Here is a 26,063-nt window from a genome sequence, read left to right as displayed (position 1 = left end):
GAAAGGAGAGCCTTTTTTGTCCAAATTAAGAAAACAAAGCCGACAAATGATCTATGCCGGACTAACGGGTGCGGGAGCAGTAGGATTGTTATTCGGGGGATATGTCATCTACAACGTAATTACAATGAATGACACCAAATCTGAACTGGAGTCCCAGTATGCTTCAGCTTACGAACAAAAAGAGGCGGAGCTGCTGCAGCAATGGAACACAGGAGCACAAGGCTGGGTAACGGTACGCGACGTTGAGGCAGGAGAACCGATCTTACCCGAGGATATTAAGCTTATCGCAGTGCCTGATGCTCAAGCGCCACGTAATTTATGGTCCAGCACCAAACAGATGGATGGGCAAGTAGCCAAAATAGAACTGAAAAAAGGAACAGCCATAACCACCGAAATGGTTTATGAAGACACGCCAGCACCGCCAGATCTAAGAAATCGTGAATTGCAGGTCGTTTTATTACCCACTTCACTTGCGCAAGGCGACAATATAGACATTCGTATCCAATTTCCAACAGGTCAGGACTATATCCTTCTGTCCAAGAAGAAAGTAGAGCGCCTGAATGAAGCGACGTTGTGGATTACCATGACCGAGGAAGAGATTCTGTCGCTGTCCAGCGCAATCGTAGATGCCTATTTACATAAAGCTTCAATTTATGCACTAACGTATGTTGAGCCTCAGTTCCAGACAGCTGCAATTCCAACGTACCCTGCCAATAGTGAAGTGCTGAAACTGCTTGAAAGTGACCCGAACATTGTTCGGAGGGCAGAACAGGAGTTGTCGAGACAGGTACGGAGTTCCCTTGAGAGCTCTCTGGCTGCTTCCATGACAGCGCCCTCCCAAAGTGTTGAGCAAGATGTTGCACAATCATCCGTTTCCCATAACAGCAGACCTCGCTCTAACAATACTTCGGACGAAGTCATATGGAATGACGGATCAGGAAGCAATCAGCTAACGACAAATGGAAACAATCAATCCACGGAGTCTTCCGCATATACGGATGAACAGAAAAGCCTGTTGACCGGAGGAGAGTAGCAGACATTCAAAATGTAAAAATTTAATGCTGATAACAACGGATTAATGCTTAAGAGGAAGGAGTTGAGTGTCACGTGCAAACTTGGATTTTCGCTGGATTATGTGAAAAAAATGATCTTATGTTATATCTGTGCAAAATTTTAGCCACTTCAGGCAAGCGGGTGTTGCTGGTTGATGGAACCTTACAACAAAAGTATGGGTATGGGGTTGGAGAAGGACACCATTCTCTGGGCATCACTGAATTTGAGGGTTTTGATATTGCCTGTCACTTTGTAACTTCGGCCGCGGTTGAGAGTCATCTGGAGGCTAGTGGAGAAGGTATGGACGCTTATGATTATGTCCTGTATGACATGGAAACCTCCCATTTTGCCTCTAGAGAATTATGGCTAACGGCTGATATTCGAGTCTGGGTGAGTGATTATGAACGTTATAATCTGGAACGAGGAAAAGGCTGGTTGAGGCGGCTTCTTGAAGAGCAATCATTACCAACAGAGCTTTCTTTTCAGCGTATTCTGATTAATGCAGTTGACTGCAAATTGGAAGAACGTTACCTATGGGCCTATCTTGAAGGAAGTCCTTTTGTTTGGACAGGCGAATCTTTGATACTTCCATGGGATGAACTGACTGCTGCGGTGAAATTGGAAAATGAGCATCACCGTAGGGTGCGGTTAGGGCCTTTGTCACGGAGCTACAAAAAATCACTATGTCGTTTATTCGAACAATTGACTGGTTGGGAAAGTGTTCGAAGTCGAAGAGCGATCAAGGAAGCGGAAAGGATGAGAGCATGAGCAACATTTTGTTTTGGAGTCCTTTTGCTGGCTCGGGTAGTACGTCCAGTGCAGTAATAAGCGCCTACGCCATGGCACTTCAATACAGGACCCGAGTTTTATTAGTGAACACAGGCCCAGTCGGCAGTGGTATTGAAGCACCTCTTCCATCTATGGAATTAGGGCAGGCTGACAGTCTGTTCAGATTTGAAGAGGGTGGTTGGGATGCAGTAGAACGATTACATATAAGCGGAAGCCTCAATAAGCATAATTTGAAGGATTATGCGAAGCCGCTATTACGGGATAGATTAGATTTATTGACCGGAAGAATTAACCAGATGGAACGTACGCCAACAGAACATATGGAAACGTTGAAATCACTGCTGGAAGTGGCGAATGAGTACTACGATATGGTTTTGCTGGATGTGGACCGTGATGGAATGGATGCGACCGATCTACTGGCTCAAGCTGATTATGTTGTGGTGAATTTGACACAAAATATGCGGGATCTGGAATTGTTTTTTGAACACATCAAACCTGTTCACTTAAGTAACCAAAACATGCATGTTGTCATCAGCAAGTATGATCCGCAAGCAAGGGCAACTCTTAACAACATCCGCCGACGTTTCCGTTACAAAGGCTCCATATCCATTGTGCCTTATACGACTGCATTTCTGGATGCTGTGAATCGGAGGGATACGGCTACGTATCTGCAGCTTGAAGGATTGTGTGACAGTAGAGATCTTCGAAAAGGGAGCATGGCCGCCAGTATGGCTGAACTTGCTCGCCTGATTATGGATGGTGCAGGTATGCGTACTGTTCTGAAAAGGCTGGAAAGGGGAGCCTGAACCTCCAATGCTCTGGAATACGATAGGGATCAGTTTTATAGTAATAGCTGTTTTGACATACATCTGGATCAAAACGAAATCATTCCATCGGCAAAAAAATGCAGGAACTCCTGAACGCGAGGCATTTACGATTGAAATGCTAACTGAACAGGTGAAGAACTCGCTGCATGAATTAAGTCATAGTCAGCTTGCGGATATCGGTCTTCATGAAGAAGAATATCGCAGGAGAATCAATCAGCGTGCCGAGATGAGAAAAGCGCTGAAAGGCTGCGTCTCTGGCAGCATAAGTGACAAAACCTATGTAAAGAACCTGATCGCTGACTTACTTACTCGAAACATAGGTCTAAATAAAACCAATGTGGATGAAGTCATCCTTTTTGCAGAACCTGAGCTGTTATCCGTTCAAGACCAGTTTGAAATTGTCTTTTACCTGTACCGACAGCAGTTCGGCGTCGATGCCTTGTCACGCTTGATTGACACTTACGATCTGGGCAGACTCCGATTGGAGGATGGTGCTGAGGATGGCGGTGGATATTATGTTTCCGAGGAAGATATCCGGTATGTATTTGAGTGCGAATACCGTGAACTCGGATTTAGAGAAAAAACGGATATTATCGTTCAGCGGATATACCAGCATTACAAAGGCTTCTCGGTTGTAGATGAAATCAGAGACCAGCGAATTGACGGGGTTAGTGGTGGGGTTAGCGGTATGCTGGATGCCATGCAGGATATCGGAATTAAGCACCCGGCTTCCTGGAATGATCTGTTGGAAGATGGCTTGGAGGATACGCCTGTTGAAGTTCCGTTAAGTGGTATGGAAAGTGTTTGGATTTTTTACAAAGGAAAGTCGATCCATCTTTCATTTCTATCGTTTGGCAGTACACGGGAGCTGAAGAGGGTTTGCCAGAATATTTATAAATTTAATTATCCTGGTCAGTTATCTGAAGCGAATGGATATAAGGTTAACGAAATGAAGGATGGCTCTCGTGTAGTTGTGGTACGGCCTCCTTTTGCAGAATCCTGGGCATTTTTTGTCCGGAAATTCGATATTCCCAATGCGTCGCTTGAGCAGTTAATAACCGGCAGCAATGCCGAACTGCCAATCACATTGCTGCAGTATCTCATGAAAGGAAGTCGTATTACAGCTGTGACTGGTGCTCAGGGCTCTGGTAAAACGACGCTGCTAATGGCGATGGTCAAGCATATCTATGCCTCATACACCCTGCGTGTACAAGAGATGGCATTTGAGCTGCAGCTGCGTCGAATATACAGTCGTCGTAATATTTTGAGCTTTCGGGAGACGGAACATATTTCAGGTCAACAAGGACTGGATCTGCAGAAAAAAACAGATGGAACAGTCAACATTCTGGGAGAGGTTGCGAGTGATGAGGTTGCTGCCTGGATGATTCAAATGTCGCAGGTGGCGAGTTTGTTCACTCTGTTTACCCACCATGCCAAGACGTTCCGGGATCTGGTATTCTCGCTCCGCAACTCTTTGCTCAAAACAGGCATGTTTCAACATGAGCACATTGCTGAGGAACAGGTCGTCAGTGTCATCAATTTTGATGTGCACATGAAAAAGGATCCTGAGGGACGCAGATACATAGAGCGAATTACAGAGTGCTTGCCTCGTGCTGATCAGGTGGACAGTGTGGAAGAACGGGCAGGGTTTGCTTTTCGGAATGTGATTGAATACAAAGACGGCGAATATGTGGTAACCGCTCCCCTGTCACCTAGCTGCATCATGGATATGCGGGACCAAATGACATTGCACGATGCTGCACAGTTTGAACAGTTTATTGAGCGGCATTGGGGTGATATGCATGACAACTAAATCGTGGCTTATCCTTTTGCTGGGCATATGTATCTCCGGGTTTGTGATTACACTCCTGACTCTCCAATTCTTTCAAAAGCGAGGGAAGGGCTTAAGCGGTAGAGTTTCTGGAACAACAACTCCTGCTGCCAATCGAACGGTCCGGTTAAGGTCATTTCTGCTTCAGTCCTATCGCTGGGGTACGAGGGTGCCGATTTTGGCATCTTACATCTATTTAATTCAGAAGCGGATCTCATTCAGACATGTTGGAGACGAAGCATCTTTACGACGTATGACCATGAGTGTTGTTCTGATTGTTGCGGGAGGATATGGAAGTATTAGTATTGTGCTGTTCTTCATGCAACCAGGGATTGCTTTCGTCATTTTGTCTGTACTTTGCGCTGTCGTAATCCATAGTCTTGTCGTGGACTTGTGGCTGAATCGCACAGAGAAACGGCTGCTGGTCCAAATGTTGGATCTGTTTGCGGACGTGCGACATCGATACCACCAGCACGGGATGATCGAAGAAGCACTCTATGAAGCTGGAGAAGCTGGTATGGGTGAAGCAGCCGATCAGGTACTGCTAATCTATGAGGCACTGACTTCACCAGATCCCAATGAAGCGTTGGAAAGGTATTACGAGATAGCCCCCAACCGATTTCTGAAGGCTTTTGCTGGTATATCCTATATGGTGATGGAGTTTGGGGACAAGGACAGGGCTCAAGGTTCAATATACCTGAAAGGTCTGGGAAACCTGACTCAGGAAATTCATTTGGAAATTTTACGGCGGGACAAGTTGGATTACCTTTTAAAAGGATTAAACATGATTGCGCTGGCTCCGGTATTATTTACGGCTCCCATTGAACGCTGGGCGAGAGGAAGTTTCCCGACCATGGATGAGTTTTACCGCAGCAAGCTTGGATTTATAACCAAAATATCAATCTATATCATCATTATTTTGGCCTACTTGCTGTTGCAGAGACTTCAGCATTACGATGAAACGCGATTCAGATCAGGGCACAAACCTTCCTTCATGGACCGTTTTTTGTACAACCAAAAATTCATTCGTAAACTGGCCATGTTGTTTGCTGCCAAACCAGGAAGTACAAATTATACCCAGACCGTAAGGTTGATGAGGGAGAGCAGCGCTGAAATAAAATACGAGTGGCTGGCGATCCGCAGATTGATGTTATTTGTGTGTTCCTTTGCACTGGCTATCAGTTGTATATTACTGCTTCATCATATCGAACGAAATCATGTTCTATACGATCCGGTAAGAGATGACCGCATGTTTGGAGCGATGGCCGAAGCGGAACTGAAGCAGGCTGCCGAAAAAACAGCTTTGGACCGAGAGGTAATGGAGCGGTTAGGCATGAAACGTGGAACTAGTTATGATGACGTGTTTAACATGTTACAACAGGTTTCCTCCATCCCATTAGACTCTGATAAACAAACTGAAACGAGTCTGCGCATCATTCAAAAGCTCGAAATATACAACAAGCAGTACTTGCACTGGTGGGAGCTGCTGATTGCCATCATTATCGGCGCAGCCGGATATTACATGCCCATATGGCTAATGATGTTCCAGCGTAAAATGCGAAGCATGGACATGAAGCATGAAATTTACCAATATCAGACGGTGATCTCCATTTTGCGTGAGATGGACCGGATGTCCGTTGAAGAGATTTTGGAATGGCTTAATCGCTTTGCCGTCATTTTCAAACGACCACTGCAAAAATGTCTGCTGCATTTTGAACATGGACCCGAAAATGCACTTGAGCAGCTGAAAGAGGATGCAGGATTGCCTGAGTTTCAGCGTTTGGTAGACAAACTGCAGCTTGCGCTGGGTAAAATTTCGATCCGGGAAGCGTTTGATGATCTGGACAGCATGATGGCTTTTTATTTTGATCAACGGAAGCAGGAGTATACCAGAATGATCGATGTAAAAGCCTCATGGGGCAGAATGATTGGCTTTGCACCTATGTATGCCCTTATTTTTCTCTATCTGGTGATCCCGCTTGTTGGTATGAGCTTCCTGCAAATGAACATTTATTATGAACAAATTCAGAAACTGTAGCGGTTCAGGTTGAACCCGTTCAGGCTGATATACATTTATTGATCAAAACATAGGAGGATTTAACATGAACAATGCTTCAAGTGCTTTAAAGGTAGCCGCAGGGATCTTTTTGACGATTGCTCTTATTACGATTGTGGTACTTCTGTTTATTTCTGCTCAGGAGGCGACCAAAACAGCGCAAAACAATTTTGCGGATATTCAGACAGAATTATCTCAGGCAGCATTTACGGTGTATGACGGGACAACGATCAGTGGCTCCCAGGTTACTAACGCACTGCGTAAGTATGCGGACAAGGATCAATTTGGTATCCAGGTCATTACAGGAAAAAACAAGGGTGGTCAGTGGTATGGCAATGAGTTGAACATTTCTCAGGATGTTAATAATGCCGATTACGGTTCAGTCATTGCTCCAGATAACAAAGTGGGCAGTATTAATCAGACGATGAGTGAAAAGGACAATCAATACGTTAACCCAAGTGGAAAGTTCAAGGCTGTAATCGTAAAAGACAAATCAAATGTGGTCAGAGGACTAATCTTCCAGCAATCCTGACAGGAGTTGGTTTCCATTGTCCCAGAATACACAGCAACTCATGTTGTTTTGTACCGCCATTGTCCTGTTTGTAACAGCCTGTCTGTATGGACAGCAAAGTGTTAGCGTATTGGCCAGTGCTTTGAGTTCCAGCGTACACACGAATGAAGACATGGAAGGAAGAATAAATACAACATTAAGAATAAGCAAACCAATTCGTTACAGTGGAGCTGAGGTGTTACATACGGTTAGACAAATGACGGGTACAGCGGTCGAAGTGCAGGTTGACGGGAAAACGTATACGATAGACCCGCTTATCAATCGAAGTGCGATTATACCTGTTTACCTGTCCGCTTCCTATAAACCGGAGTTTATGAGAGATGATAGCGGGGAATTGCTTCGAATTGCATTTTGGAGGGAGGCCAGTATCAATTGATAAATGCTGTATCCAAGCTGCTAGCAGTTATGCTGGCAGTACTTCTGCTATATGTATATCCGACTGCGGAAACAGCAGATCGACAAGACGATATAGCGCGAATGGTCACATATCAGACGGTTACCCGTTTTGTGGATTCGGTCAGAACGAAAGGTTATATCTCTCCTGGGATGTATGCCGAATTTGAAGAACAGCTGGCGCGAACAGGCAATGTTTACGAGATTACCATGGAGCATCTGCACAAAAAATATGTTCCTCACTACACGGATCCGATGGATCAAGATACATTTACAGGAACGTATGAGACGGTACAGGATGCATATTACTCAGCTCAAATCTTAGAAAAATTGTTCCCTGTCTCGGGCACGTATGCAGCCGATGATCCGCTTCGTAGATACACTCTGACCATGGGTGACTTCTTCACGGTTACACTCAAAAATACCAATCGGACATCAGCCATGCTGATTCGCGAGTGGCTGAATGGTACGGCTCCTGCGGCAGCAGTGTTTACCACTTATGGAGGCATGGTTCTCAATGAAGATTACTGATTTGTCCATTGTGTTTGTTCTAATATTTCTACCCTTTTTTTGGTTGGTTTCTCAGAATACTCATGATGCGGATGAAGCTCAGCTTCTTAATCAAAGATATAGATCGGCCCTCCAAACAGCTGTATTGGACGCGGGAAACGTAATGCACCAGAATGAGAAGCAAAACAGTGAGGCAGGTTATGATTCCACCAAATTCGTAAAGGCCGATAAGGAACTGGCACTTCAGACATTCAGTCAGACGATGGCCTTGAATATGGGCATACATGATGATCCAAAGGCGATTCAAGCACTGTTTGATTACATACCGGCCATAGTTGTACTGGATTACGATGGTTATTATATCTTAGCAAAGGAAGCGGAGTTGACTGGTGAGACTAATGATTCGTACCACCAGGTATGGAGTCCTAAAATGCCCTATACATATTCAGATTCAGACGGAAGCAGCATTAATTTTACACTTGACGGTTATGTATATGCCTATGATGCCGTTCAGGGTAAATGGATTGAAGGTTTTCAAAGAGAACTTGCTTCGACTAGTGGAATTCCATTGCTTAAAAATTCAGATTCGTTTGAGCAGGTCAGACAAACTCGCATCGTCATGAGCGTGCAGGAGAATCTCGCCGAAGTCATTAATCGGCATAATGAGTTTGCAAGAAGAAACGGGATATCCTATACGTTTACCCTGCCTCTTATTTCCCAGGAGGATTGGTACAATACGATTAATGATACGGGGATCATGGCCTTTATTCAGGGCTTGCCTGTAGGGAGCCAGAAGGTAAACACCTATGCCATCGGTGGTGGAAGGTTGGTTAAAAGAACTGCAGTCATTGGAGGGCTAGAACCTTCTACCGGCATAAAGTATTATTATCCAGCAACTTGTAAGAATAACTTCCGAGCTGAAGAAGTTTTTACCGATGCGAAGCAGGCCGCGGCGGCGGGGTATTTTGAGGGGAATTGCTACATTAACAAGGTTGTTCACTAAGTAAGGCTGCTGCGCCTACTACATTGCTTTCAGAAAAGGCAGGTCCTGTGCTAAAATAGGGTTTCAGTTCAGAACTTGACCGGTATCAACTATACCGAATAAAAAGTAATGTTAAATAGATAGGAGCAACCTCATCTCATGAGTTTATTGTCAGTGGAAAACGTCAGTCACAATTTTGGTGACCGCACGTTATTTAAAAATGTATCTTTTCGTTTACTTGCAGGAGAGCGTGTAGGCCTGGTTGGAGCTAATGGTGTAGGAAAGTCCACTTTAATGAACATTTTGACCGGAAAATTGCTGAAAGACAGCGGGAAAGTAGAGTGGACACCAAAGGTCCGGTACGGATATTTGGACCAGCATACCAAGCTGACTCCTGGCAAAACAATCCGTGACGTTTTAAAAGATGCCTTCCTTCCCCTGCTTGAGCTGGAAAAGGAAATGATGGCCATTACAGACCAGATGGCTGATGCAGATCCAGACCAGCTTGAAAAATTGCTGGAAGAAATGGGTGAAATCCAGGAGCAGCTTGAGCAGGGCGATTTTTATTTGATTGATGTAAAAGTGGAAGAAATGGCAAATGGCCTCGGATTATCCGCTATTGGGCTTGATCGTGACGTCGCTGCACTAAGCGGGGGACAACGGACGAAAGTATTGCTCGCCAAGTTGCTGCTCGAGAAACCGACGGCTCTTTTGCTGGACGAGCCAACCAACTACCTGGACGTAGAGCACATCGAATGGTTAACACGATATTTAAAAGATTATCCTTATGCATTCATCCTGATTTCGCATGATACGGAGTTCATGAATGAAGTCGTTAACGTCATTTACCATCTGGAATTTGCTAAATTGACGCGTTATGCTGCCAACTACAATAAGTTTCTCGAAATGGCCGATATGCAAAAAGCTCAACATATCGATGCTTATGAGAAACAGCAGGAATATATTAAGAAACAGGAAGATTTCATTCAGCGTAACAAGGCAAGAGCCTCCACATCCGGACGTGCCAAAAGCCGCGAGAAGCAGCTGGGCAAGATTGAACGAATCGATCGCCCGGATGAAGCGGCAAAACCGACATTTAAATTCAAAGATGCCCGTGCCAGCAGCAAAACAGTATTCGAGGGAATTGATTTTGAGATTGGTTATTCCTACCCTTTGCTGCCTAAAATGACAATGACAATCGAACGTGGTGAGAAGATAGCCATTGTTGGATGTAATGGTGTAGGTAAGTCGACGCTGCTTAAAACCATCTTGGGGAAAATACCTCCGATTAGCGGTAAAACGTTTCTGGGGGATTATCTGGAGACGGCTTATTTTGAACAGGAAGTCCGTGCTGGCAATATTACACCGATTGAAGATGTGTGGAACGAATTCTCCCATCTGACACAGAATGAAGTACGAGGACATTTGGCACGCTGCGGTTTGAAAAACGAGCACATCACTCGTCCGCTGAGTGCGCTTAGCGGGGGAGAACAAGCGAAAGTGCGCTTGTGCAAGCTTCTGATGCGTGAAAGCAATTGGATCCTGTTTGATGAACCAACAAACCACCTGGATGTAACAGCAAAAGCGGAACTAAAACGAGCTCTGCAAGAGTTTAAAGGTACAGTACTGCTCGTTTCGCATGAACCTGAATTTTATCAGGATTGGGTCACCAAAACATGGGACGTCGAAGCCTGGTCTGAGAAAAACTAATTGTTCCGCAGCAATGAAGTGCTCTAGAATCAAAATATTCATCGACAAGAGTTTGAAAAATCAACGGTGACAAAAAAAGGTGTCTATGGTAACATAGGCTACAACTTCATACGATCACTAGGGGGGCCGCTCGTTGCGGCTGAGATGGAATAATGCGATTCCGGACCCTTTGCACCTGATCTGGATTATACCAGCGTAGGGAAGTGGCGCGTTTTAGTTAATGATATGGGCAAATTAATATTCGATTTTGAAGCGAATGTGAATGCTCAGAAGTGGAACATGAAGGTGTCTCGTATATGGTTTAATAGCTTGTATACCTGACAACTGGCATGTAAAGCTCATTTAACTAACTTGACATGTTATCGCGGCCACTCCCTACGGGAGTGGCTTTTTTGTGCTTACATATTGTGACGGCAGGGAAGGTGAAACCAAACGGATATCTCTAGGAAACTTGTGAATTCATTATCGTTTGAGCTGCATGCTGTTTCGCCGGGCATAGGGGATGAAAAACGTTTTGTAAAGATTGCAACGAATTTATGGCCCTTGCTTGACTATATTCACATCCGGGAGAAACATTTAACCAATGAACAAAAAATCCAATGGGCGTACAGTTTACTGTACGCAGGAATTCCAGCTGATAGGATCGTGATCAATGGTCTATGTGAGTTGAATGAGTTGGAGAAACATGTAGCATTTCAGAGGGTTCATTGGGGCCAGTCCAATTTGGCGACTATCCAAGGCAGCAGCCTGAACAAAAGCGATCGACTTCGTCTCGGCATTTCTGTTCACTCTCTTCACGAAGCTAGAGTAGCTGAAGAACGGGGAGCAGATTACCTCTTTTATGGTCATGTATTTTCCTCCAGCAGTAAACCTGGGAGCAAGCCGAGAGGGCTATCTGCACTGTCTGAAATATGCTCAGCTGTTTCCGTTCCCGTAATTGCCATTGGCGGTATTGGACCGGCAAACATATCTGCTGTACGTGCAGCCGGAGCAAGTGGTGCGGCAGTAATATCATCTATCTGGACCAGTGATAATCCGCAACGCGCAGCAGCAGCCTTGAGGCAGGCTATTGAACGGTAGAAAATAAGACGGAACGCGGGGGTGAATGAATGAGCGGAGAAGCCAGAGGGCGAAGACGAAGTGGCAGACTTTACCGAAATGCAGCAGCTTTTACGGCCCAATTACGTGGAGAACTTCGTGGCAAGCTTCATGCCGAAACGATTGTTGTGGGAGGCGGCATTATAGGTTGTGCCATCGCGTATGAGCTAGCTTCACGAGGTAAAGAAGTGATTTTAATCGAGCGTGCACGTATTGCAGGTGAGACATCTTCTGCCGCAGCGGGCATGTTAGCTGCAGACAGCGAGACGTTTCATACTACTCTGATGTCAAAGCTAGCATATGAAAGTAGAAAACGACTGCATCAGCAAAGAGAACAGCTTCAACGACTAAGCGGCATTGAAATTGGCCTGCAGCAGAATGGATTCATTACACCATTTCGAAATGAAGACGAGATGAAAAAGTATTGCGATAACAGAAGAAGTACAGATTTGCTTACAGAGCAAATGTGGTGGGATCATTCCAATCTTCAACGTGAAGCCCCGTGGATAAGCAAGGAAACTTTCGGGGCTCTGTATAGAGCTTCAGAAAGTGAACTTCTTCCTGTCAATTTGGCACATGCCTATGCGGGCGCAGCTCAAACAATGGGCGCCAAAGTAATCGAAGGTGTACAGAATGTAAGTCTATCTGCCGATTCGAGCGGAATCCAGGCTGTGGAAACGTCGATTGGAAGATTAACGTGTAAGCATGTTGTTGTCTCAGCTGGATTACAAGGTGGAGAGATATTGAAGCAGGTGGGTCTTCACCTGCCCACTCTTCCAGTGAAAGGTGAAATTGCAGCAATTCAATATGCGAAACATGATGCAGATTACAGACCTGACAAGACGGTTTATGCAGATAATGTATACATTGTCCCCAAAGCAAACGGAGAAGTTTGGATCGGAGCAACCAGTCTACCAGGACACTCGGATCGGGATGTAACTGTTGAAGGTATTCAAAAGCTGCTTACATCCGCAGCTGGCTGGGTCCCTGGAATTCAGCAAGCCCAGTTTATCCGTGCTTGGGCAGGGGTTCGACCAGCGACTCCTGACGGTTTGCCTTATCTGGGAGCTTATAAAAGCATACCTGGGCTATATGCCGCATTTGGACATTACAGAAATGGCATCTTACTGAGCGCAATAACCGGCAGTCTGATGGCTGATTTGATTGCTGGCCATTCTTCGGAGGAACTTGGCATTGATGAATTGAGTCCGGAGCGTTTGAGCAGAAAGGAGATTATGCAGTGAACATCATCGTAAACGGGCAGAGCATGAACATTGATGAAGATTTGAATCATGTGGATCAGCTGCTGCAATCTTTTAATTTGCAGGTGAAAACTGTGGTGGTTGAGTTAAATCGCCAAATTCTGATGAGGGAGCACCATGCATCGACTGTTTTAAGAGACGGAGACCGAATTGAGATCGTACATTTTGTGGGAGGCGGTTAAAACATGCTGAAGATAGGACATCATTCATTTCTTTCCAGATTGTTGTTGGGTACGGGCAAATTTGAGGATTTGGATATACAGAGTCAAGCGGTAGAAGCGTCAGGAACCGAAGTGCTGACTTTTGCTGTTCGACGCCTGAACTTGGAAGATCGGGATAAACGCCACTTCCTTGATACACTTGATTTGAAGCGATTCACGTTACTTCCTAATACCGCAGGTGCTTCCACTGCAGAAGAGGCCGTCCGAATCGCTGAACTTGCCCGTGCCTCAGGACTTTGTGATATGATAAAAGTAGAAGTGATCGGAGATGGAGTCACGCTGCTGCCAGATCCGATCGAAACGTACAAGGCCTGCGAGATCTTGCTGGGAAAAGGCTTCATCGTACTGCCTTATATCTCGGATGATGTGATTTTAGCCAAACGGCTGCAGCAGCTTGGGGTTCATGCAGTCATGCCAGGTGCTTCACCGATCGGAGCTGGGAGAGGCATTATCAACCCGTACAACCTGGAAATCATAATCGAGCAAGCGGTAGTTCCTGTAATTGTGGATGCGGGATTGCGGTCCCCCAAAGATGCTGCTTATGCCATGGAGCTTGGGGCGGATGGTGTGCTGCTGAATACGGCGGTGTCCGGTTCGGGAAACCCGGTTAAAATGGCAAAAGCAATGCGAATGGGAGTTGAAGCGGGAAGACTTGCTTATGAAGCAGGTATGATACCCGTTAAGCGTTATGCAGCAGCCAGCAGTCCGGCGGAAGGAATGGTTCATACATGATAGAAGAAACAAATTCAACGGAGCAAAGTGATCGATATTCGAGACAGGAACGATACGCTCCGCTTGGCAAAGAAGGTCAGCGAAGACTAAACAACAGCAGGGTTGTTATCGTGGGGGCCGGTGCACTGGGAACCGGCATTGCAGAGACGCTCGCCAGATCAGGTATTGGACACATTACCATTGCGGACCGGGACTATGTGGAATGGAGCAACCTGCAGCGACAGCAGCTCTATGTTGAGCAGGATGCAGCTCAGCGAATGCCAAAAGCGATGGCAGCCCAAAAACGCCTGCGTGATATCAACTCCTCGGTTGTCATTGAAGGCAAGGTGATGGATGTCCGTGCAGACGAGCTGGAGGATCTCATTCAAAATGCAGATCTCATCATGGATGCCACGGATAATTTTGATACAAGGCTGCTGCTTAATGACATGTCCCAGAAATACCGCATTCCCTGGATTTATGGGGGGTGTGTGGGGAGTTATGGTATCACCTATACATTCCTGCCTGGGGATACCCCTTGTCTGAACTGTTTACTTGGCGAGGTACCGCTCGGTGGAGATACTTGCGATACATCGGGGATTATACCCCAGGCTGTGCAGATGGTAACGGCGAACCAGACAGCGGAAGCGATGAAGCTTCTTAGCGGTAATGAAGGTGCGCTGCGGCGTAAGCTGTTGTCGTTTGATGTATGGCGGAATGAGTACATATCCATAAATGTGGATGGGGCCAAAAAAGCAGATTGCCCTTCCTGCGGAAATACCGCTTCTTATCCTTACCTTTCCGCTGCCAATCTGGAGAAAACCGATGTGTTATGCGGTAGGGATACGGTACAGATTCGTCCTTCTCGCTCCATGAAGCTGAATCTTCAAGATACGGCTGAGCGTCTGAGAAGGCTTGATGAAGGACCAGTTGAAGTCAATCCGTTCCTGATCTCTTTTAAGACAGGGGTGCATCGATTGGTTATTTTTCAGGATGGACGTGTTTTGGTTCATGGTACAAAAGATACTGCAGAAGCTCGTACACTCGTACATCGATACTTTGGCTAAATGATTAATTTCTCGAGTCTGTTCCCTATAGGGGAATGGACTTTTTCGTTTTACGGCATGCTAAACAAACAAAGGTTGCTGTACTTCAGGTGAAAATGATTAGCAAATTGGTCATGTTACACCTTGTCAGCGGTATGAGACAGGCCGGGTGAAAACGAAATGAAAACGTCCATTTTACTTATTGGTGCCGAAGACCGAACGAACTCGATTAAGGAAGTGTTGTGTACCGAAAGTTACTCCGTTTTTGATATTAAGTGGGAAGAACTGTATCAGGAACAGGATGCTGGGCTGGAAACCTGCAGCATGATTATTGGCGTAGTGGATGAGGAGCATGACAATTCCATTGTGGAGGAACTGCAATGGCTAATGGAGTACAAGGAAGGCGTCGTACCAATTGTCGTGATTACACCACAGGCAACCCCGGAACAGATCGTCGCTTGGCTTGATCAAGGCGCGAATGATGTCATTGTTGAACCGTTTCAGTGGAAAATCGTGATGGCGAGAATTCGAAATTTACTCCGTGTCTTCTCGAATGCAGCCCGAACGGATGAGGAGGTCATCGTCGTGCATGATCTTAAAGTGAATCTGCGTTCACGCAGGGTAAGTCGTGCAGGGGAATATCTCATGTTGACACCTAAAGAATATGAACTGCTGGAATTTTTGGCCAGACACGTGAATGAGGCGTGTACGCGGAGTGCAATTCTTAGGGAAGTGTGGGGGTATGATTTTGCGATGGATACCAACGTAGTGGACGTATACATTAAACATCTGCGGGTTAAGGTGGATAAAGGGAGAGATACTAAATTGATCCATACCGTACGCGGCATTGGCTACATGCTTCATACAACTTAATGAATGACTCCGAGCATTTATATGACGTTAAGTTACCAAAATACACCTGTTTGTAATCCTCAGAAATCCGGGTAAATATAAAAGGACCGGATACAAGATCCGGTCCCAACTGCCTGTCTATAGTAGTATAACTACAGTACGCGGCGAGCTTTAATATATGTTCTTTTCCAAGTACCGGAATCCAGATCCGAAATGGTTACACCAGGAGCGCCGTAAGTGTGCAGAATTTTGCCGTTGCCTGCGTATACACCTACGTGAGTGATGTTTGAACCTGTGGAACGGCTACCGCTTGAGAAGAATACGAGGTCTCCTACACGCAGGTTAGCCTTCGATACAGCTTTACCTTCTTTGGATTGTTTTACAGACGTACGTGGCAAATCTACACCATACTTCTTAAAGATATATTTCATAAAAGAAGAGCAGTCAAAATATTTCGTAGTGGACGTTGACGCGCCAAATTTATATGGTGTTCCTGTAAATTTCTTGCCGTAGTTTACAATTTGTTGTCCAGTAGATACGGATGCAGTTGCTGCTTGTGCAACAGGTGCATTTGTCATTAATACAGCTCCAAAACCTAATGTAGCGCACAACCCGACGGTTACGGCCTTTTGGACTAAGATGTTTGTTTTCATGTTGTTTGTTACCTCCAAAATTCGTTTTCGTTAAGTTGCTAAAGCGAGTATAACAGGTTTGTAACAGCCTAGAAATTGGATACACTGCTATAATCCCTTGTACAGCCTAGGTTTGGGTTTCTTTATTAAAAAACAATTAAAAATGTCAAAAAATTAATCGTTGACTTGTTTGTTTGGACAGGAAATTAGAAAAGACCCTTGATTATCAAGGGTCTTTTCTAATTTTAATCTTAAATTTCGTACATTTCATAGGTTACAAAAACGTAATAACTATCGAGGATATAGGTTTAATCTTTGCTCTGTATGATAAGTAATAATCCACTGTCTATGGATACAGTTCCTGATGCTCCAATCAGTTTATTGCTTATTCCCAAAGATTGTCCCATACGTATGGTAGCTTGATCAAGAGGATACAGGAAGCCATCTAATGTAATACCCGTAACTTCCGGCGTGAGGGGCAGTAAGGAAATGTATTCATATCCCCGGTCCTCAACCTCTAATTTTGATGTAGTCAGCATCATATAGTTGTGTTCGTCCTGGATGGTACAGAAGATATGATGCTGCATAGCACGAACCATAATATGTACATTGGCCAAGGTGTGGTCCAGTCTAGTCCCCGTAGCTCCAAACATCAGGATGTGGGTAGGTTCGTGGTCTAGGGCCGTCTCAAAGGCCATTTCAGTGTCTGTCCAATCTTTTGCGATAGGATCAACTGTAATCATGCGCTCGCTGTTTTCACGCACCATTTGCCATTGCTGCTCTGTAATGGAGTCGAAATCTCCAACTGCTATATGAGGCTTTACGCCATGTTCGATTAAATACAGTGCTCCGCGATCTGCTGCGATAATCATATCATCCTGTCTAATTTCTTTGAGAAATTGAGGAGAGAGAGCCCCGCCTGTAAAAATCACAATGCGTTTCGTAGTCATTCCATTCATCCTTTCTATTAATGTAGAACGTATAACATCATTTCACAGTATTCACGAATGCTCTCAGTATAAAACACAAAATGTGGTTGCACAATTTCAGTCCTCGCGGATACAATGGGTAGAGCGACATGGAGATGACTTGAAAAGTGAGGTTTGAACAGGTTGGACTTGCACATTTTTGAAGTGTTCAGCATTATAGGCACCGTTGCTTTTGCAATGTCTGGTGCTTTCGTAGCGATGGAAGAGGAATATGACATCCTGGGCGTGCTCGTATTGGGGCTGGTAACCGCCTTCGGTGGCGGGGTTGTTCGTAATGTACTGATTGGAGTCCCTGTCACTACGCTCTGGAGTCAGGGTGGACTAATTATGCTAGCCCTGGTATCAGTTGCTGTAGCGTTCTTGCTTCCTCTGAAGTGGATCGGTCACTGGAAGAGAACAGAAGCACTATTTGACGCAATCGGACTGGCGGCGTTTGCCATCCAGGGTGGATTGTATGCTGCTAATATGGGACATCCCATCAGCGCAGTAATCGTTGCTGCAGTATTGACGGGGATCGGCGGGGGAATTATTCGTGATTTGCTTGCAGGCCGCAAGCCGCTAGTCCTCCGCGACGAGATTTATGCGGTGTGGGCTATGACAGCCGGATTTGTTATAGGTATGGGATGGTTTACCTCAAATGCGGGACTGTTGATATGTTTTGCAGCAGTTGTATTTTTCCGGATGTGCTCTGTACATTATAAATGGAAGCTTCCTCGCCGTTCCTTGGTAAGCGCAGAAGCAGTTCCGTCACAATCTTCACAGTCAGCGCTTAAGCATACGTTAAGCAAGGGGGAGTAATCATGGTTCGTGTTTTGTTTGTTTGTCTAGGTAACATTTGTCGATCACCTATGGCAGAGGCGGTATTGCGTCACAAGATAGAGGAAAGAGGACTTCAACAGCAGATTCAGGTGGATTCGGCTGGAACAGGAGATTGGCATATTGGCAAGCCTCCACATGAAGGAACACGCAAGCTGCTGGATTCGTACCAAATTTCCTATGCCAACATGGCTGCTAGACAATTCGGAAGTGCTGACTTTGACCAATTTGACTATATTGTCTGCATGGATGATTCCAATGTTGCCAATGTGCGTAAGATAACTGGCGGAGCAGAGGCCGATATTATGAAATTCATGGACCTTCTGCCGAATGAATCCCTTCGGGAAGTACCCGATCCATACTTTACAGGTAACTTTGAAGAAGTGTACAAGTTGGTAGAAGCGGGTTGCAATGTCCTTTTGGAGCAAATTCAAAAAGATCATTCTCTTGCCTAATCCTAAGAGGTACAGGACTGTTTCGAAATGAGGTTAAGAACAGCAGGAGATTCCTGCTTTTTTTAAGCAGATTTTTGTAAGCGTTATCAAATTAAATGAAAAAAGTAGCGGCCAATACAGCCGCTTGTAATATGAAGCACACTAGTTCTCTTGCAAGAAATATAACAAGGCTTCAGGCAGTTCCTTTTGCCAAAATCCCCATTGATGATGACCATCCTTTTCCCGATAAGAGACGTGAGCACCGCGCTTTTCCAGCAAATCACGTGTGTCTCTGTTTAGCTGAACAAAATCATAAGTGCCGGTATCCGCCTCAAAGGCAGTTTCCTGTAACCCAACGATCATCCAGATGGATAGCCAGGACAAGTCTTCTTCAGCAGCATAGATTTCCTGGGAGGCAGAATAGAAGGCTCCTGACATGCTGATTACCCGTGTGAACAGGTCCGGATAGAGCAGGGCCAGATGCAATGATACACTGCCTCCAAGGGAATCACCAGCGAGCACGCGTTCCTGTGGAGAGCGTCTTACCGGATATTTCTCTTCAATAAAGGGAATAATCTCTTCAGCAAAGCATGAGGTATATGCTTTGAATCGATTTCCGAATGGAGCATATTCCTGGGTACGAACGGAAACATCAACCTGAACACCTACAATAATGAAAGGTTCAGCACCCTCATCCAGAATAATACGGTTGGCAGTCGTAGCGATACGACCAAAGTTGAAGAATTCTTCGCCGTCCTGACAATAAACGACAGGGTAGCTGAGTAATTCGTTATAGCCTGGTGGAAGATAAACTCGCAGTGTTCGCTTCTCTCCAAGATAGCGGCTATCGATTTCTTCCTTTACAATCGTACGTTTCAAATAGCGGGAATCCGTCATAAAACGTCACCTTTCTCGGTTTATTTTTGCATTCGTCCGCGCAATACGGTAAGATTAACCTGGTGCGGGGATAGGTCAAACACGCAATCATGTATTATGCTGTTATACCAATATTAAGCCCCTGTTATACATACAATCCGGAAGGAAACATAAAAAAATTACGGATATCTTTGACGTATGCAGTGAAACAGGTGTATAATAATATTATAACAGCGGAACTTGATATTCAAATTTTTTGTTGAGGTGAAGAAAAAAATGAGCAAGGTTCCTTATGAAGTGTATACGGAGGATGTAGAAGCTCTGTCCGTGCTGTCTCCTGACGGCGAAATTGTAAACAAAGACATGATGCCTAAACTTTCCGACGATCAATTAAAAGAAATTATGTACCGCATGGTATTTACCCGTACTTGGGATGACCGTGCAGTAAACCTGGGCCGTCAAGGTCGTCTTGGTTTCTATGCTCCAGTATCTGGACAAGAAGCAACAATGGTTGGTAGTGAGTTTGCACTTGAGAAAGAAGACTTTATTGCTCCAGGCTATCGCGATATTCCGCAACTCGTGTGGCACGGACTTCCTCTTTATCAAGCATTCTTGTACTCCCGTGGACACCAACATGGTGGACAAATTCCTGATGGCGTTAACGTATTGATGCCACAAATCATCATTGGTGCACAAATTCTGCACGCAATGGGTATTGCTATGGGTTATAAATTGAAGAAACAAAAGCAAGTTGTTATTACGTACACAGGTGATGGCGGTTCTTCTGAAGGTGACTTCTATGAAGGTCTGAACTACGCTGGTGTATACAAACTGCCAGTTATCTTCTTCGTACAAAACAATGGTTATGCCATCACAACTCCTTTTGCTAAACAAACAGCAGCTCTGTCCATCGCTCACAAAGCGGTAGCAGCAGGTATCAAAGGCGTTAAAGTTGACGGTATGGACATCTTCGCTGTTATCAAAGCGGTTCAGGAAGCTGCTGAACGTGGACGTAACGGAGAAGGCGCTACATTGATCGAAGCGGTAACTTACCGTTTCCGTCCTCACTCCCTTTCTGACGATGCTTCCAAATATCGTACAAAAGAAGAAGAGGCTGAGTGGAGCGAAAAAGATCCAATCGCACGTTTCGCTAAGTATCTGGAGAAAAAAGGTCTTTGGACTGAAGAAGATACAGCTCGTGTGAAAGAAGAAGCAAAAGCTAAAGTAAATGAAGAGATCAAAAAAGCGGAAAAAACCGAGAAAATGACGATTTCAGGCTTGATCGACAGCATGTTCGAACAAACGCCTAAGCACTTGGAAGAGCAAAAAGCTGATTTCCAATAAGTTTTTTCCGATAAAGCATAAACATCCGGCGCCGGCTCTGGTGTCTCGGTATACATGTATGAATTCAAATGTGAACTGTCAATGTTTAAGGAGGAAATGAAGCAAATGGCACAATTGAACATGAAAGAAGCAATCCGTGATGCGCTTCGCGTTGAGTTGAAACGTGATCCTAACGTTCTGCTTTTCGGTGAAGACGTAGGTAATGTAGGCGGCGTTTTCCGTGTAACGGAAGGTCTGCAAAAAGAGTTTGGCGAAGAGCGTGTATTTGATACTCCGCTGGCTGAGTCCGCTATTGGTGGTTTGGCTGTAGGTTTGGGTATTCAAGGCTTCCGTCCGGTAGCTGAAATCCAATTCGTAGGGTTCATCTTCGAAGCACTTGACCAAATGGTAGTTCAAGCTGCTCGTATGCGTTTCCGCTCCGGTGGAAAATACAATTCTCCAATCGTATTCCGTACACCATTTGGTGGCGGTGTAAAAGCGGCAGAATTGCATACAGATTCTCTGGAAGGTTTGCTCACGCAAACTCCGGGTATTAAAGTAGTAGTTCCTTCTAACCCTTACGATGCAAAAGGTCTGATGATCGCTTCCATCCGCGACAACGATCCTGTATTCTTCATGGAGCACTTGAACCTGTACCACGCTTTCCGTGCAGAAGTGCCTGAAGAAGACTACGTGGTTGAACTGGGTAAAGCAAACGTTGTTCGTGAAGGTTCTGACGTTACGATTGTCACTTACGGAATGATGGTTCATACTTCCGTTAAAGCAGCGGAAGAGCTTGAAAAACAAGGAATCAAAGTTGAAGTAATCGACCTTCGTACGATCAGCCCGATCGACATCGATACCGTTGTTGCTTCCATTAAGAAAACAAATCGTGCAATTGTTGTACAAGAAGCTCAAAAGAGCGCAGGTGTTGCAGCTGAAGTCATTGCCCAAATCAATGAAAAAGCGATTCTTCACCTGGAAGCTCCGGTTCTGCGTGTAGCTGGTCCGGACACTGTATATCCATTCGCACAAATTGAAGATACATGGCTGCCTAACCCAGCACGTATTGTTGCTGCGGTTAACAAAGTCGTAAATTTCTAATCTGATCATCTGACATGCCGCAAGGCGCAGTATGGTGATTCACATCGCAGCACAGGCTGCACTGTAAACAGCCATTAGCCCCTTGATTGACAGTTATTTGCATTAGCAGTAACAGTTAGTTCTTGGAGCTAAGGGTTGTTTTCAGGATTGAGCACATAATCAAGGAGGTTTTTCAGTTGGCTAAATTTGAATACAAATTCCCTGAACTAGGCGAAGGCCTTCACGAAGGCGAAATCATCAAGATGCACATCAAAGTCGGGGACAAAGTAACTGACGACGATATCATCATGGAAGTACAAAACGATAAAGCGGTAGTAGAAGTACCTTGTCCGGTTAACGGAACAGTTACTGAAGTATTCGCTAAAGACGGTCAAATCTGTCACGTTGGTGAAGTAGTTGCTGTGATCGATGCAGAAGGCGAACTGCCTGAGCAAGACGACGCTCCTGCTGGCGACCAAGGTGCACAAGAGAAAGACGCAGCTCAAGGCGGAGCTGACACTAGCGGTTCTTCTGCAGCAGCTTCCAGCTCGGATGCAGCTCAAGAAGGCGGCAGCAACAGCGTACCGGCAGTACCTGCCAAAGACGTTTTGGCAACTCCAAGCGTACGCAAATTTGCTCGTGAGCAAGGTGTAGACATCGCTCAGGTTAACGGCACTGGCAACAACGGTAAAGTAACCAAAGAAGATGTTGAATCCTTCAAAAATGGTGGAGGCCAATCCGCAGCATCTTCGGCAGCTCCTGCTCAAGAAGAGAAAAAATCCGCAGCGGCAGCAGCTGACCAACGCCTTGAAGAAGAGCGCGTACCATTCAAAGGTATCCGTAAAGCAATCTCCAATGCTATGGTTAAATCGGCTTACACTGCACCTCACGTTACAATCATGGACGAAGTGGACGTAACTGAGTTGGTTGCTTTCCGTACTCGCATGAAACCAATCGCAGAGAAAAAAGGAACCAAAGTTACTTATCTGCCGTTTATCGTTAAAGCCTTGGTTGCAGCTTCCCGTCAATTCCCTGCTCTGAACGCAATGATTGATGAAGAAGCTAACGAAATTGTTTACAAAAAATACTACAACATCGGTATCGCAACAGATACAGACAACGGCTTGATCGTTCCTGTTATCAAAGATGCTGATCGCAAATCCATCTGGATGATCGCTGATACCATTCGTGATCTGGCAGCTCGTGGCCGTGATGGCAAATTGAGCGCTAACGAAATGAAAGGAAGCACAATCTCCATCAGTAACATCGGTTCTGCTGGCGGTATGTTCTTCACTCCGATCATCAACTTCCCTGAAGTTGCAATCCTCGGAACTGGTCGTATCAGCGAAAAAGCGGTTATCAAAGACGGCGAAGTTGTTGCAGCTCCTGTAATGGCTCTTTCCTTGAGCTTTGACCACCGTATCATCGATGGCGCAACAGCACAAAACTTTATGAACTACATTAAACAGCTGCTCGCTAACCCTGAGCTGCTCGTTATGGAGGTGTAAGATATGGTAGTAGGCGACGCTTCTCTCAATATCGACACATTAGTAATTGGTGCGGGTCCTGGCGGCTATGTAGCTGCCATCCGCGCTGCTCAACTGGGCCAAAGCGTATTGATTGTTGACAAATCCGAGCTTGGTGGCGTTTGTTTGAACCGTGGATGTATCCCATCCAAAGCTCTGATCTCTGCTGCACACCAATATGAAAATGCACTTCACGGTGAAGCATTCGGTATCTCTGCTGAAAACGTAAAAGTGGACTTCGGCAAAACTCAAGAGTTCAAAAACGGCGTTGTTAAGAAAATGACTGGCGGCGTAGCTGGTTTGCTTAAAGGCAACAAAGTTGAAGTTTTCAACGGTGAGTGCATGTTCATCAACGAAAACGAAGCGCGTGTATTCAACGATCACGAATCTCCGCGTTACAAATTCAAAAATGCAATCATTGCAACAGGTTCCCGTCCAATCGAACTGAAACCTTTCCCATTTGGCGGACGCATTCTGTCTTCGACAGAAGCATTGAACCTGCCTGAAGTACCGAAAAGCCTGATCGTTATCGGTGGCGGTTATATCGGTGCTGAGCTTGGTCAAATGTACTCCAAATTCGGTGCTAAAGTAACGATCATCGAAGGTTTGGATACTGTACTGCCAGGATTCGATAAAGACATGACTAGCCTTGTGGCTAAAAACATGAAGAAAACAGGCATCGAAATCGTAACAGGTGCAAAAGCTGAAAGTGCTGAGCAAACGGACAAAGATGTAACTGTTAAATATTCCGTAAATGGTGAATCCAAAGAAGTAACTGCAGACTACCTGCTCGTTACTGTTGGACGTCGTCCAAACACGGATGGTGAGCTTGGTTTGGACCTGATCGGTGTTGACGTTGACGAGCGTGGATTCGTTAAAGTTGACCACCAAGGCCGCACTAGCATTCCTCACATCTTCGCAATCGGTGATATCGTATCCGGTTTGGCACTTGCCCACAAAGCTTCTTATGAAGGTAAAGTTGCTGCTGAAGCAATCGCAGGACAACCATCTGTAGTTGACTACAAATGTATGCCAGCTGTTGTATTTACAGATCCAGAGTGCTCAAGTGTAGGATACACTGAAAAAGAAGCCAAAGAAAAAGGCTACAAAGTTAAAGCAGGTAAATTCCCTTATGCGGGTAACGGCCGTGCAGTATCTTTGAACCATGCTGAAGGCTTCGTGAAAATCGTAGCTGACGAAGAAAGCGGCCTTGTACTGGGTTGCCAAATCGTTGGTCTGGAAGCTTCCAACCTGATTGCTGAGCTTGGTCTTGCAATCGAAATGGGTGCTACTCTGGAAGATCTGGCTCTGACTATTCACGCTCACCCAACGTTGGGCGAAATCGTGATGGAAGCTGCGGAACTGGTTATGGGTCACCCGATCCACATCATTTCCCGCTAATATCGTCTAAGCTTCGGACTCGTCCGGCATCATACGTAAATGAAGAGGTGAATAGCGCTAACGCGTTATTTGCCTCTTTTTTTGTGAGTGTAGAAGGCTTCCGTAGAGTTGTATCATGTACATCGTGTTGTAAACATGGACAAAATTGAATGTGTTTTCAACTCTTTTTCCGTCGTGCACAGTGTGATAAACTGTTAAGATGATCAAACATGGTGTAACTCGGACCAATCTGGAACTGAGTGGCAACATATATAGAGATGCGAGGGGAAATCAATTTGAAAAACTATCTCGATTTATTACAAGATATATTGGATAACGGTGTTCATAAAGGGGATCGTACCGGAACAGGTACACAATCCGTGTTTGGCAGACAGCTTCGTTATAACCTGTCTGAAGGTTTTCCGCTTGTAACCACGAAGCGAATCCATCTTAAATCCGTCATTCATGAACTATTATGGTTCCTGAGTGGGGATACGAATATTGCCTATCTGAAAGAAAACGGAGTGAAGATCTGGGACGATTGGGCAGACGAGAATGGTGATCTAGGCCCGGTTTACGGTTCACAGTGGAGAACATGGGAAGCGCCAAACGGGGAGAAAATCGACCAGATTTCAGCTGTTATCGATTCAATTAAAAATAACCCGGATTCACGCCGGCATCTGGTAAGTGCATGGAACGTCGCAGAGATTAACAACATGAAGCTACCGCCTTGTCATTTTGCGTTTCAATTTTATGTGGCGGAGGGTAAACTATCCTGTATGCTTACGATGCGCTCCGTGGATACGTTCCTGGGGCTGCCATTTAATATTGCCAGCTACGCGTTACTGACACATATGATTGCCCAGCAGTGTGACCTTGAAGTGGGAGATTTCATCTGGTCGGGTGGCGATGTACACATCTATTCCAATCATGTGGAGCAAGTGAAAACACAGCTTGAGCGTGAACCGTTCGCTCTGCCTAAGTTAATTATTAAGCGTAAACCGGATTCGATTTTTGATTATAAGTTTGAGGATTTTGAGTTTGAAAACTATCAGCATCATCCGGTGATCAAAGCTCCAATTGCGGTATAAG

The 26,063-nt window shown here is 45.3% G+C and carries 26 protein-coding genes and 1 riboswitch; of the genes, 23 read left to right on the top strand and 3 right to left on the bottom strand.

What is annotated here, in order from left to right; translation table 11 throughout:
- The first annotated feature begins 16 nt into the window (after positions 1-16).
- From GUA98_RS09340 to GUA98_RS09265, 16 genes are all read left to right on the top strand, one after another.
- Positions 17-1,033: an SAF domain-containing protein gene (locus GUA98_RS09340; protein ID WP_153979034.1), complete on the top strand. Its 1,017-nt coding sequence runs from the start codon at positions 17-19 to the stop codon at positions 1,031-1,033.
- Positions 1,034-1,107: 74 nt separating this feature from the next.
- Positions 1,108-1,821 carry a hypothetical protein gene (locus tag GUA98_RS09335; protein WP_153979033.1) on the top strand — a complete coding sequence of 238 codons (714 nt, stop codon included), beginning with the start codon at positions 1,108-1,110 and terminating at the stop codon, positions 1,819-1,821.
- Positions 1,818-2,648 carry a ParA family protein gene (locus GUA98_RS09330; protein WP_153979032.1) on the top strand — a complete coding sequence of 277 codons (831 nt, stop codon included), beginning with the start codon at positions 1,818-1,820 and terminating at the stop codon, positions 2,646-2,648. Before GUA98_RS09335 ends, GUA98_RS09330 begins: the two co-directional genes overlap by 4 nt.
- Before the next feature lie 7 nt (positions 2,649-2,655).
- Positions 2,656-4,482 carry an ATPase, T2SS/T4P/T4SS family gene (locus GUA98_RS09325; RefSeq protein WP_153979031.1) on the top strand — a complete coding sequence of 609 codons (1,827 nt, stop codon included), beginning with the start codon at positions 2,656-2,658 and terminating at the stop codon, positions 4,480-4,482.
- Positions 4,472-6,538 (top strand): hypothetical protein, encoded by a 2,067-nt coding sequence (locus GUA98_RS09320; protein ID WP_153979030.1) that lies wholly within the window; start codon positions 4,472-4,474, stop codon positions 6,536-6,538. Before GUA98_RS09325 ends, GUA98_RS09320 begins: the two co-directional genes overlap by 11 nt.
- A 64-nt stretch (positions 6,539-6,602) precedes the next feature.
- Complete coding sequence (locus tag GUA98_RS09315) at positions 6,603-7,088, top strand: ABC transporter permease (RefSeq protein ID WP_153979029.1); 486 nt, start codon at positions 6,603-6,605, stop codon at positions 7,086-7,088.
- A 16-nt stretch (positions 7,089-7,104) separates the two neighbouring features.
- Complete coding sequence (locus GUA98_RS09310; protein WP_153979028.1) at positions 7,105-7,503, top strand: hypothetical protein; 399 nt, start codon at positions 7,105-7,107, stop codon at positions 7,501-7,503.
- The gene (locus GUA98_RS09305) at positions 7,500-8,051 is read left to right on the top strand and encodes a hypothetical protein (RefSeq protein WP_153979027.1); all 552 of its coding nucleotides are present in this window, start codon (positions 7,500-7,502) and stop codon (positions 8,049-8,051) included. Before GUA98_RS09310 ends, GUA98_RS09305 begins: the two co-directional genes overlap by 4 nt.
- Complete coding sequence (locus GUA98_RS09300) at positions 8,038-9,033, top strand: hypothetical protein (RefSeq protein WP_153979026.1); 996 nt, start codon at positions 8,038-8,040, stop codon at positions 9,031-9,033. The genes GUA98_RS09305 and GUA98_RS09300 overlap by 14 nt, the downstream gene beginning before the upstream one ends.
- A gap of 138 nt (positions 9,034-9,171) precedes the next feature.
- Complete coding sequence (locus GUA98_RS09295; RefSeq protein WP_095286466.1) at positions 9,172-10,722, top strand: ABC-F family ATP-binding cassette domain-containing protein; 1,551 nt, start codon at positions 9,172-9,174, stop codon at positions 10,720-10,722.
- A gap of 109 nt (positions 10,723-10,831) precedes the next feature.
- A riboswitch (TPP riboswitch) is annotated at positions 10,832-10,941 on the top strand.
- Between the two features lie 234 nt (positions 10,942-11,175).
- On the top strand, positions 11,176-11,802 hold the full coding sequence (locus GUA98_RS09290; RefSeq protein ID WP_193722802.1) for a thiamine phosphate synthase: 627 nt from the start codon (positions 11,176-11,178) through the stop codon (positions 11,800-11,802).
- Between the two features lie 29 nt (positions 11,803-11,831).
- Positions 11,832-13,064, top strand: coding sequence for a glycine oxidase ThiO (gene thiO, locus GUA98_RS09285; protein ID WP_193722801.1), 1,233 nt, complete (start codon positions 11,832-11,834; stop codon positions 13,062-13,064).
- Complete coding sequence (thiS, locus tag GUA98_RS09280; RefSeq protein ID WP_153979023.1) at positions 13,061-13,264, top strand: sulfur carrier protein ThiS; 204 nt, start codon at positions 13,061-13,063, stop codon at positions 13,262-13,264. Before thiO ends, thiS begins: the two co-directional genes overlap by 4 nt.
- A 3-nt stretch (positions 13,265-13,267) precedes the next feature.
- Complete coding sequence (locus tag GUA98_RS09275; RefSeq protein WP_153979022.1) at positions 13,268-14,035, top strand: thiazole synthase; 768 nt, start codon at positions 13,268-13,270, stop codon at positions 14,033-14,035.
- Positions 14,032-15,081 (top strand): ThiF family adenylyltransferase, encoded by a 1,050-nt coding sequence (locus GUA98_RS09270; protein WP_153979021.1) that lies wholly within the window; start codon positions 14,032-14,034, stop codon positions 15,079-15,081. Before GUA98_RS09275 ends, GUA98_RS09270 begins: the two co-directional genes overlap by 4 nt.
- A 159-nt stretch (positions 15,082-15,240) precedes the next feature.
- Positions 15,241-15,933, top strand: coding sequence for a response regulator transcription factor (locus tag GUA98_RS09265; RefSeq protein WP_153979020.1), 693 nt, complete (start codon positions 15,241-15,243; stop codon positions 15,931-15,933).
- Between the two features lie 131 nt (positions 15,934-16,064).
- On the opposite strand, the gene GUA98_RS09260 is transcribed toward GUA98_RS09265, so the two are convergent.
- Together GUA98_RS09260 and GUA98_RS09255 are read right to left on the bottom strand one after the other, a co-directional pair.
- Positions 16,065-16,565 carry a C40 family peptidase gene (locus GUA98_RS09260; protein WP_153979019.1) on the bottom strand — a complete coding sequence of 167 codons (501 nt, stop codon included), beginning with the start codon at positions 16,563-16,565 and terminating at the stop codon, positions 16,065-16,067.
- Between the two features lie 287 nt (positions 16,566-16,852).
- Entirely contained in the window at positions 16,853-17,494 is a 642-nt protein-coding gene (locus GUA98_RS09255; protein ID WP_193722800.1) for a thiamine diphosphokinase, read from the bottom strand.
- Between the two features lie 168 nt (positions 17,495-17,662).
- Here GUA98_RS09255 and GUA98_RS09250 point away from each other — a divergent pair, with 168 nt between their 5' ends.
- Positions 17,663-18,331 (top strand): trimeric intracellular cation channel family protein, encoded by a 669-nt coding sequence (locus GUA98_RS09250; RefSeq protein WP_193722885.1) that lies wholly within the window; start codon positions 17,663-17,665, stop codon positions 18,329-18,331.
- A 2-nt stretch (positions 18,332-18,333) separates the two neighbouring features.
- Complete coding sequence (locus GUA98_RS09245; protein WP_153979017.1) at positions 18,334-18,804, top strand: low molecular weight protein-tyrosine-phosphatase; 471 nt, start codon at positions 18,334-18,336, stop codon at positions 18,802-18,804.
- Positions 18,805-18,945: 141 nt separating this feature from the next.
- On the opposite strand, the gene GUA98_RS09240 is transcribed toward GUA98_RS09245, so the two are convergent.
- Positions 18,946-19,680: an alpha/beta hydrolase gene (locus tag GUA98_RS09240; protein WP_153979016.1), complete on the bottom strand. Its 735-nt coding sequence runs from the start codon at positions 19,678-19,680 to the stop codon at positions 18,946-18,948.
- A gap of 255 nt (positions 19,681-19,935) precedes the next feature.
- Here GUA98_RS09240 and pdhA point away from each other — a divergent pair, with 255 nt between their 5' ends.
- The 5 genes from pdhA to thyA all read left to right on the top strand — a co-directional run bounded on the left by pdhA (position 19,936) and on the right by thyA (position 26,062).
- The gene (gene pdhA / locus GUA98_RS09235; RefSeq protein WP_095286477.1) at positions 19,936-21,003 is read left to right on the top strand and encodes a pyruvate dehydrogenase (acetyl-transferring) E1 component subunit alpha; all 1,068 of its coding nucleotides are present in this window, start codon (positions 19,936-19,938) and stop codon (positions 21,001-21,003) included.
- Positions 21,004-21,108: 105 nt separating this feature from the next.
- Positions 21,109-22,086 (top strand): alpha-ketoacid dehydrogenase subunit beta, encoded by a 978-nt coding sequence (locus GUA98_RS09230; RefSeq protein WP_153979015.1) that lies wholly within the window; start codon positions 21,109-21,111, stop codon positions 22,084-22,086.
- A 176-nt stretch (positions 22,087-22,262) separates the two neighbouring features.
- Positions 22,263-23,573, top strand: a complete 1,311-nt coding sequence (locus GUA98_RS09225) for a dihydrolipoamide acetyltransferase family protein (RefSeq protein ID WP_193722799.1) — start codon at positions 22,263-22,265, stop codon at positions 23,571-23,573.
- Positions 23,574-23,576: 3 nt separating this feature from the next.
- A complete protein-coding gene (gene lpdA / locus GUA98_RS09220) occupies positions 23,577-24,992 on the top strand; it encodes a dihydrolipoyl dehydrogenase (protein WP_095286480.1) in 1,416 nt (471 codons plus the stop codon).
- A gap of 275 nt (positions 24,993-25,267) precedes the next feature.
- On the top strand, positions 25,268-26,062 hold the full coding sequence (thyA, locus tag GUA98_RS09215; protein ID WP_321573852.1) for a thymidylate synthase: 795 nt from the start codon (positions 25,268-25,270) through the stop codon (positions 26,060-26,062).
- Position 26,063 lies beyond the last annotated feature (1 nt).

This window comes from Paenibacillus sp. P13VS, from assembly GCF_015143645.1.
Taxonomy (GTDB): domain Bacteria; phylum Bacillota; class Bacilli; order Paenibacillales; family Paenibacillaceae; genus Paenibacillus; species Paenibacillus xylanilyticus_A.
The sequence above is the reverse complement of the archived record's forward strand: the minus strand, read 5'-3'. Positions and strand labels throughout refer to the sequence as shown.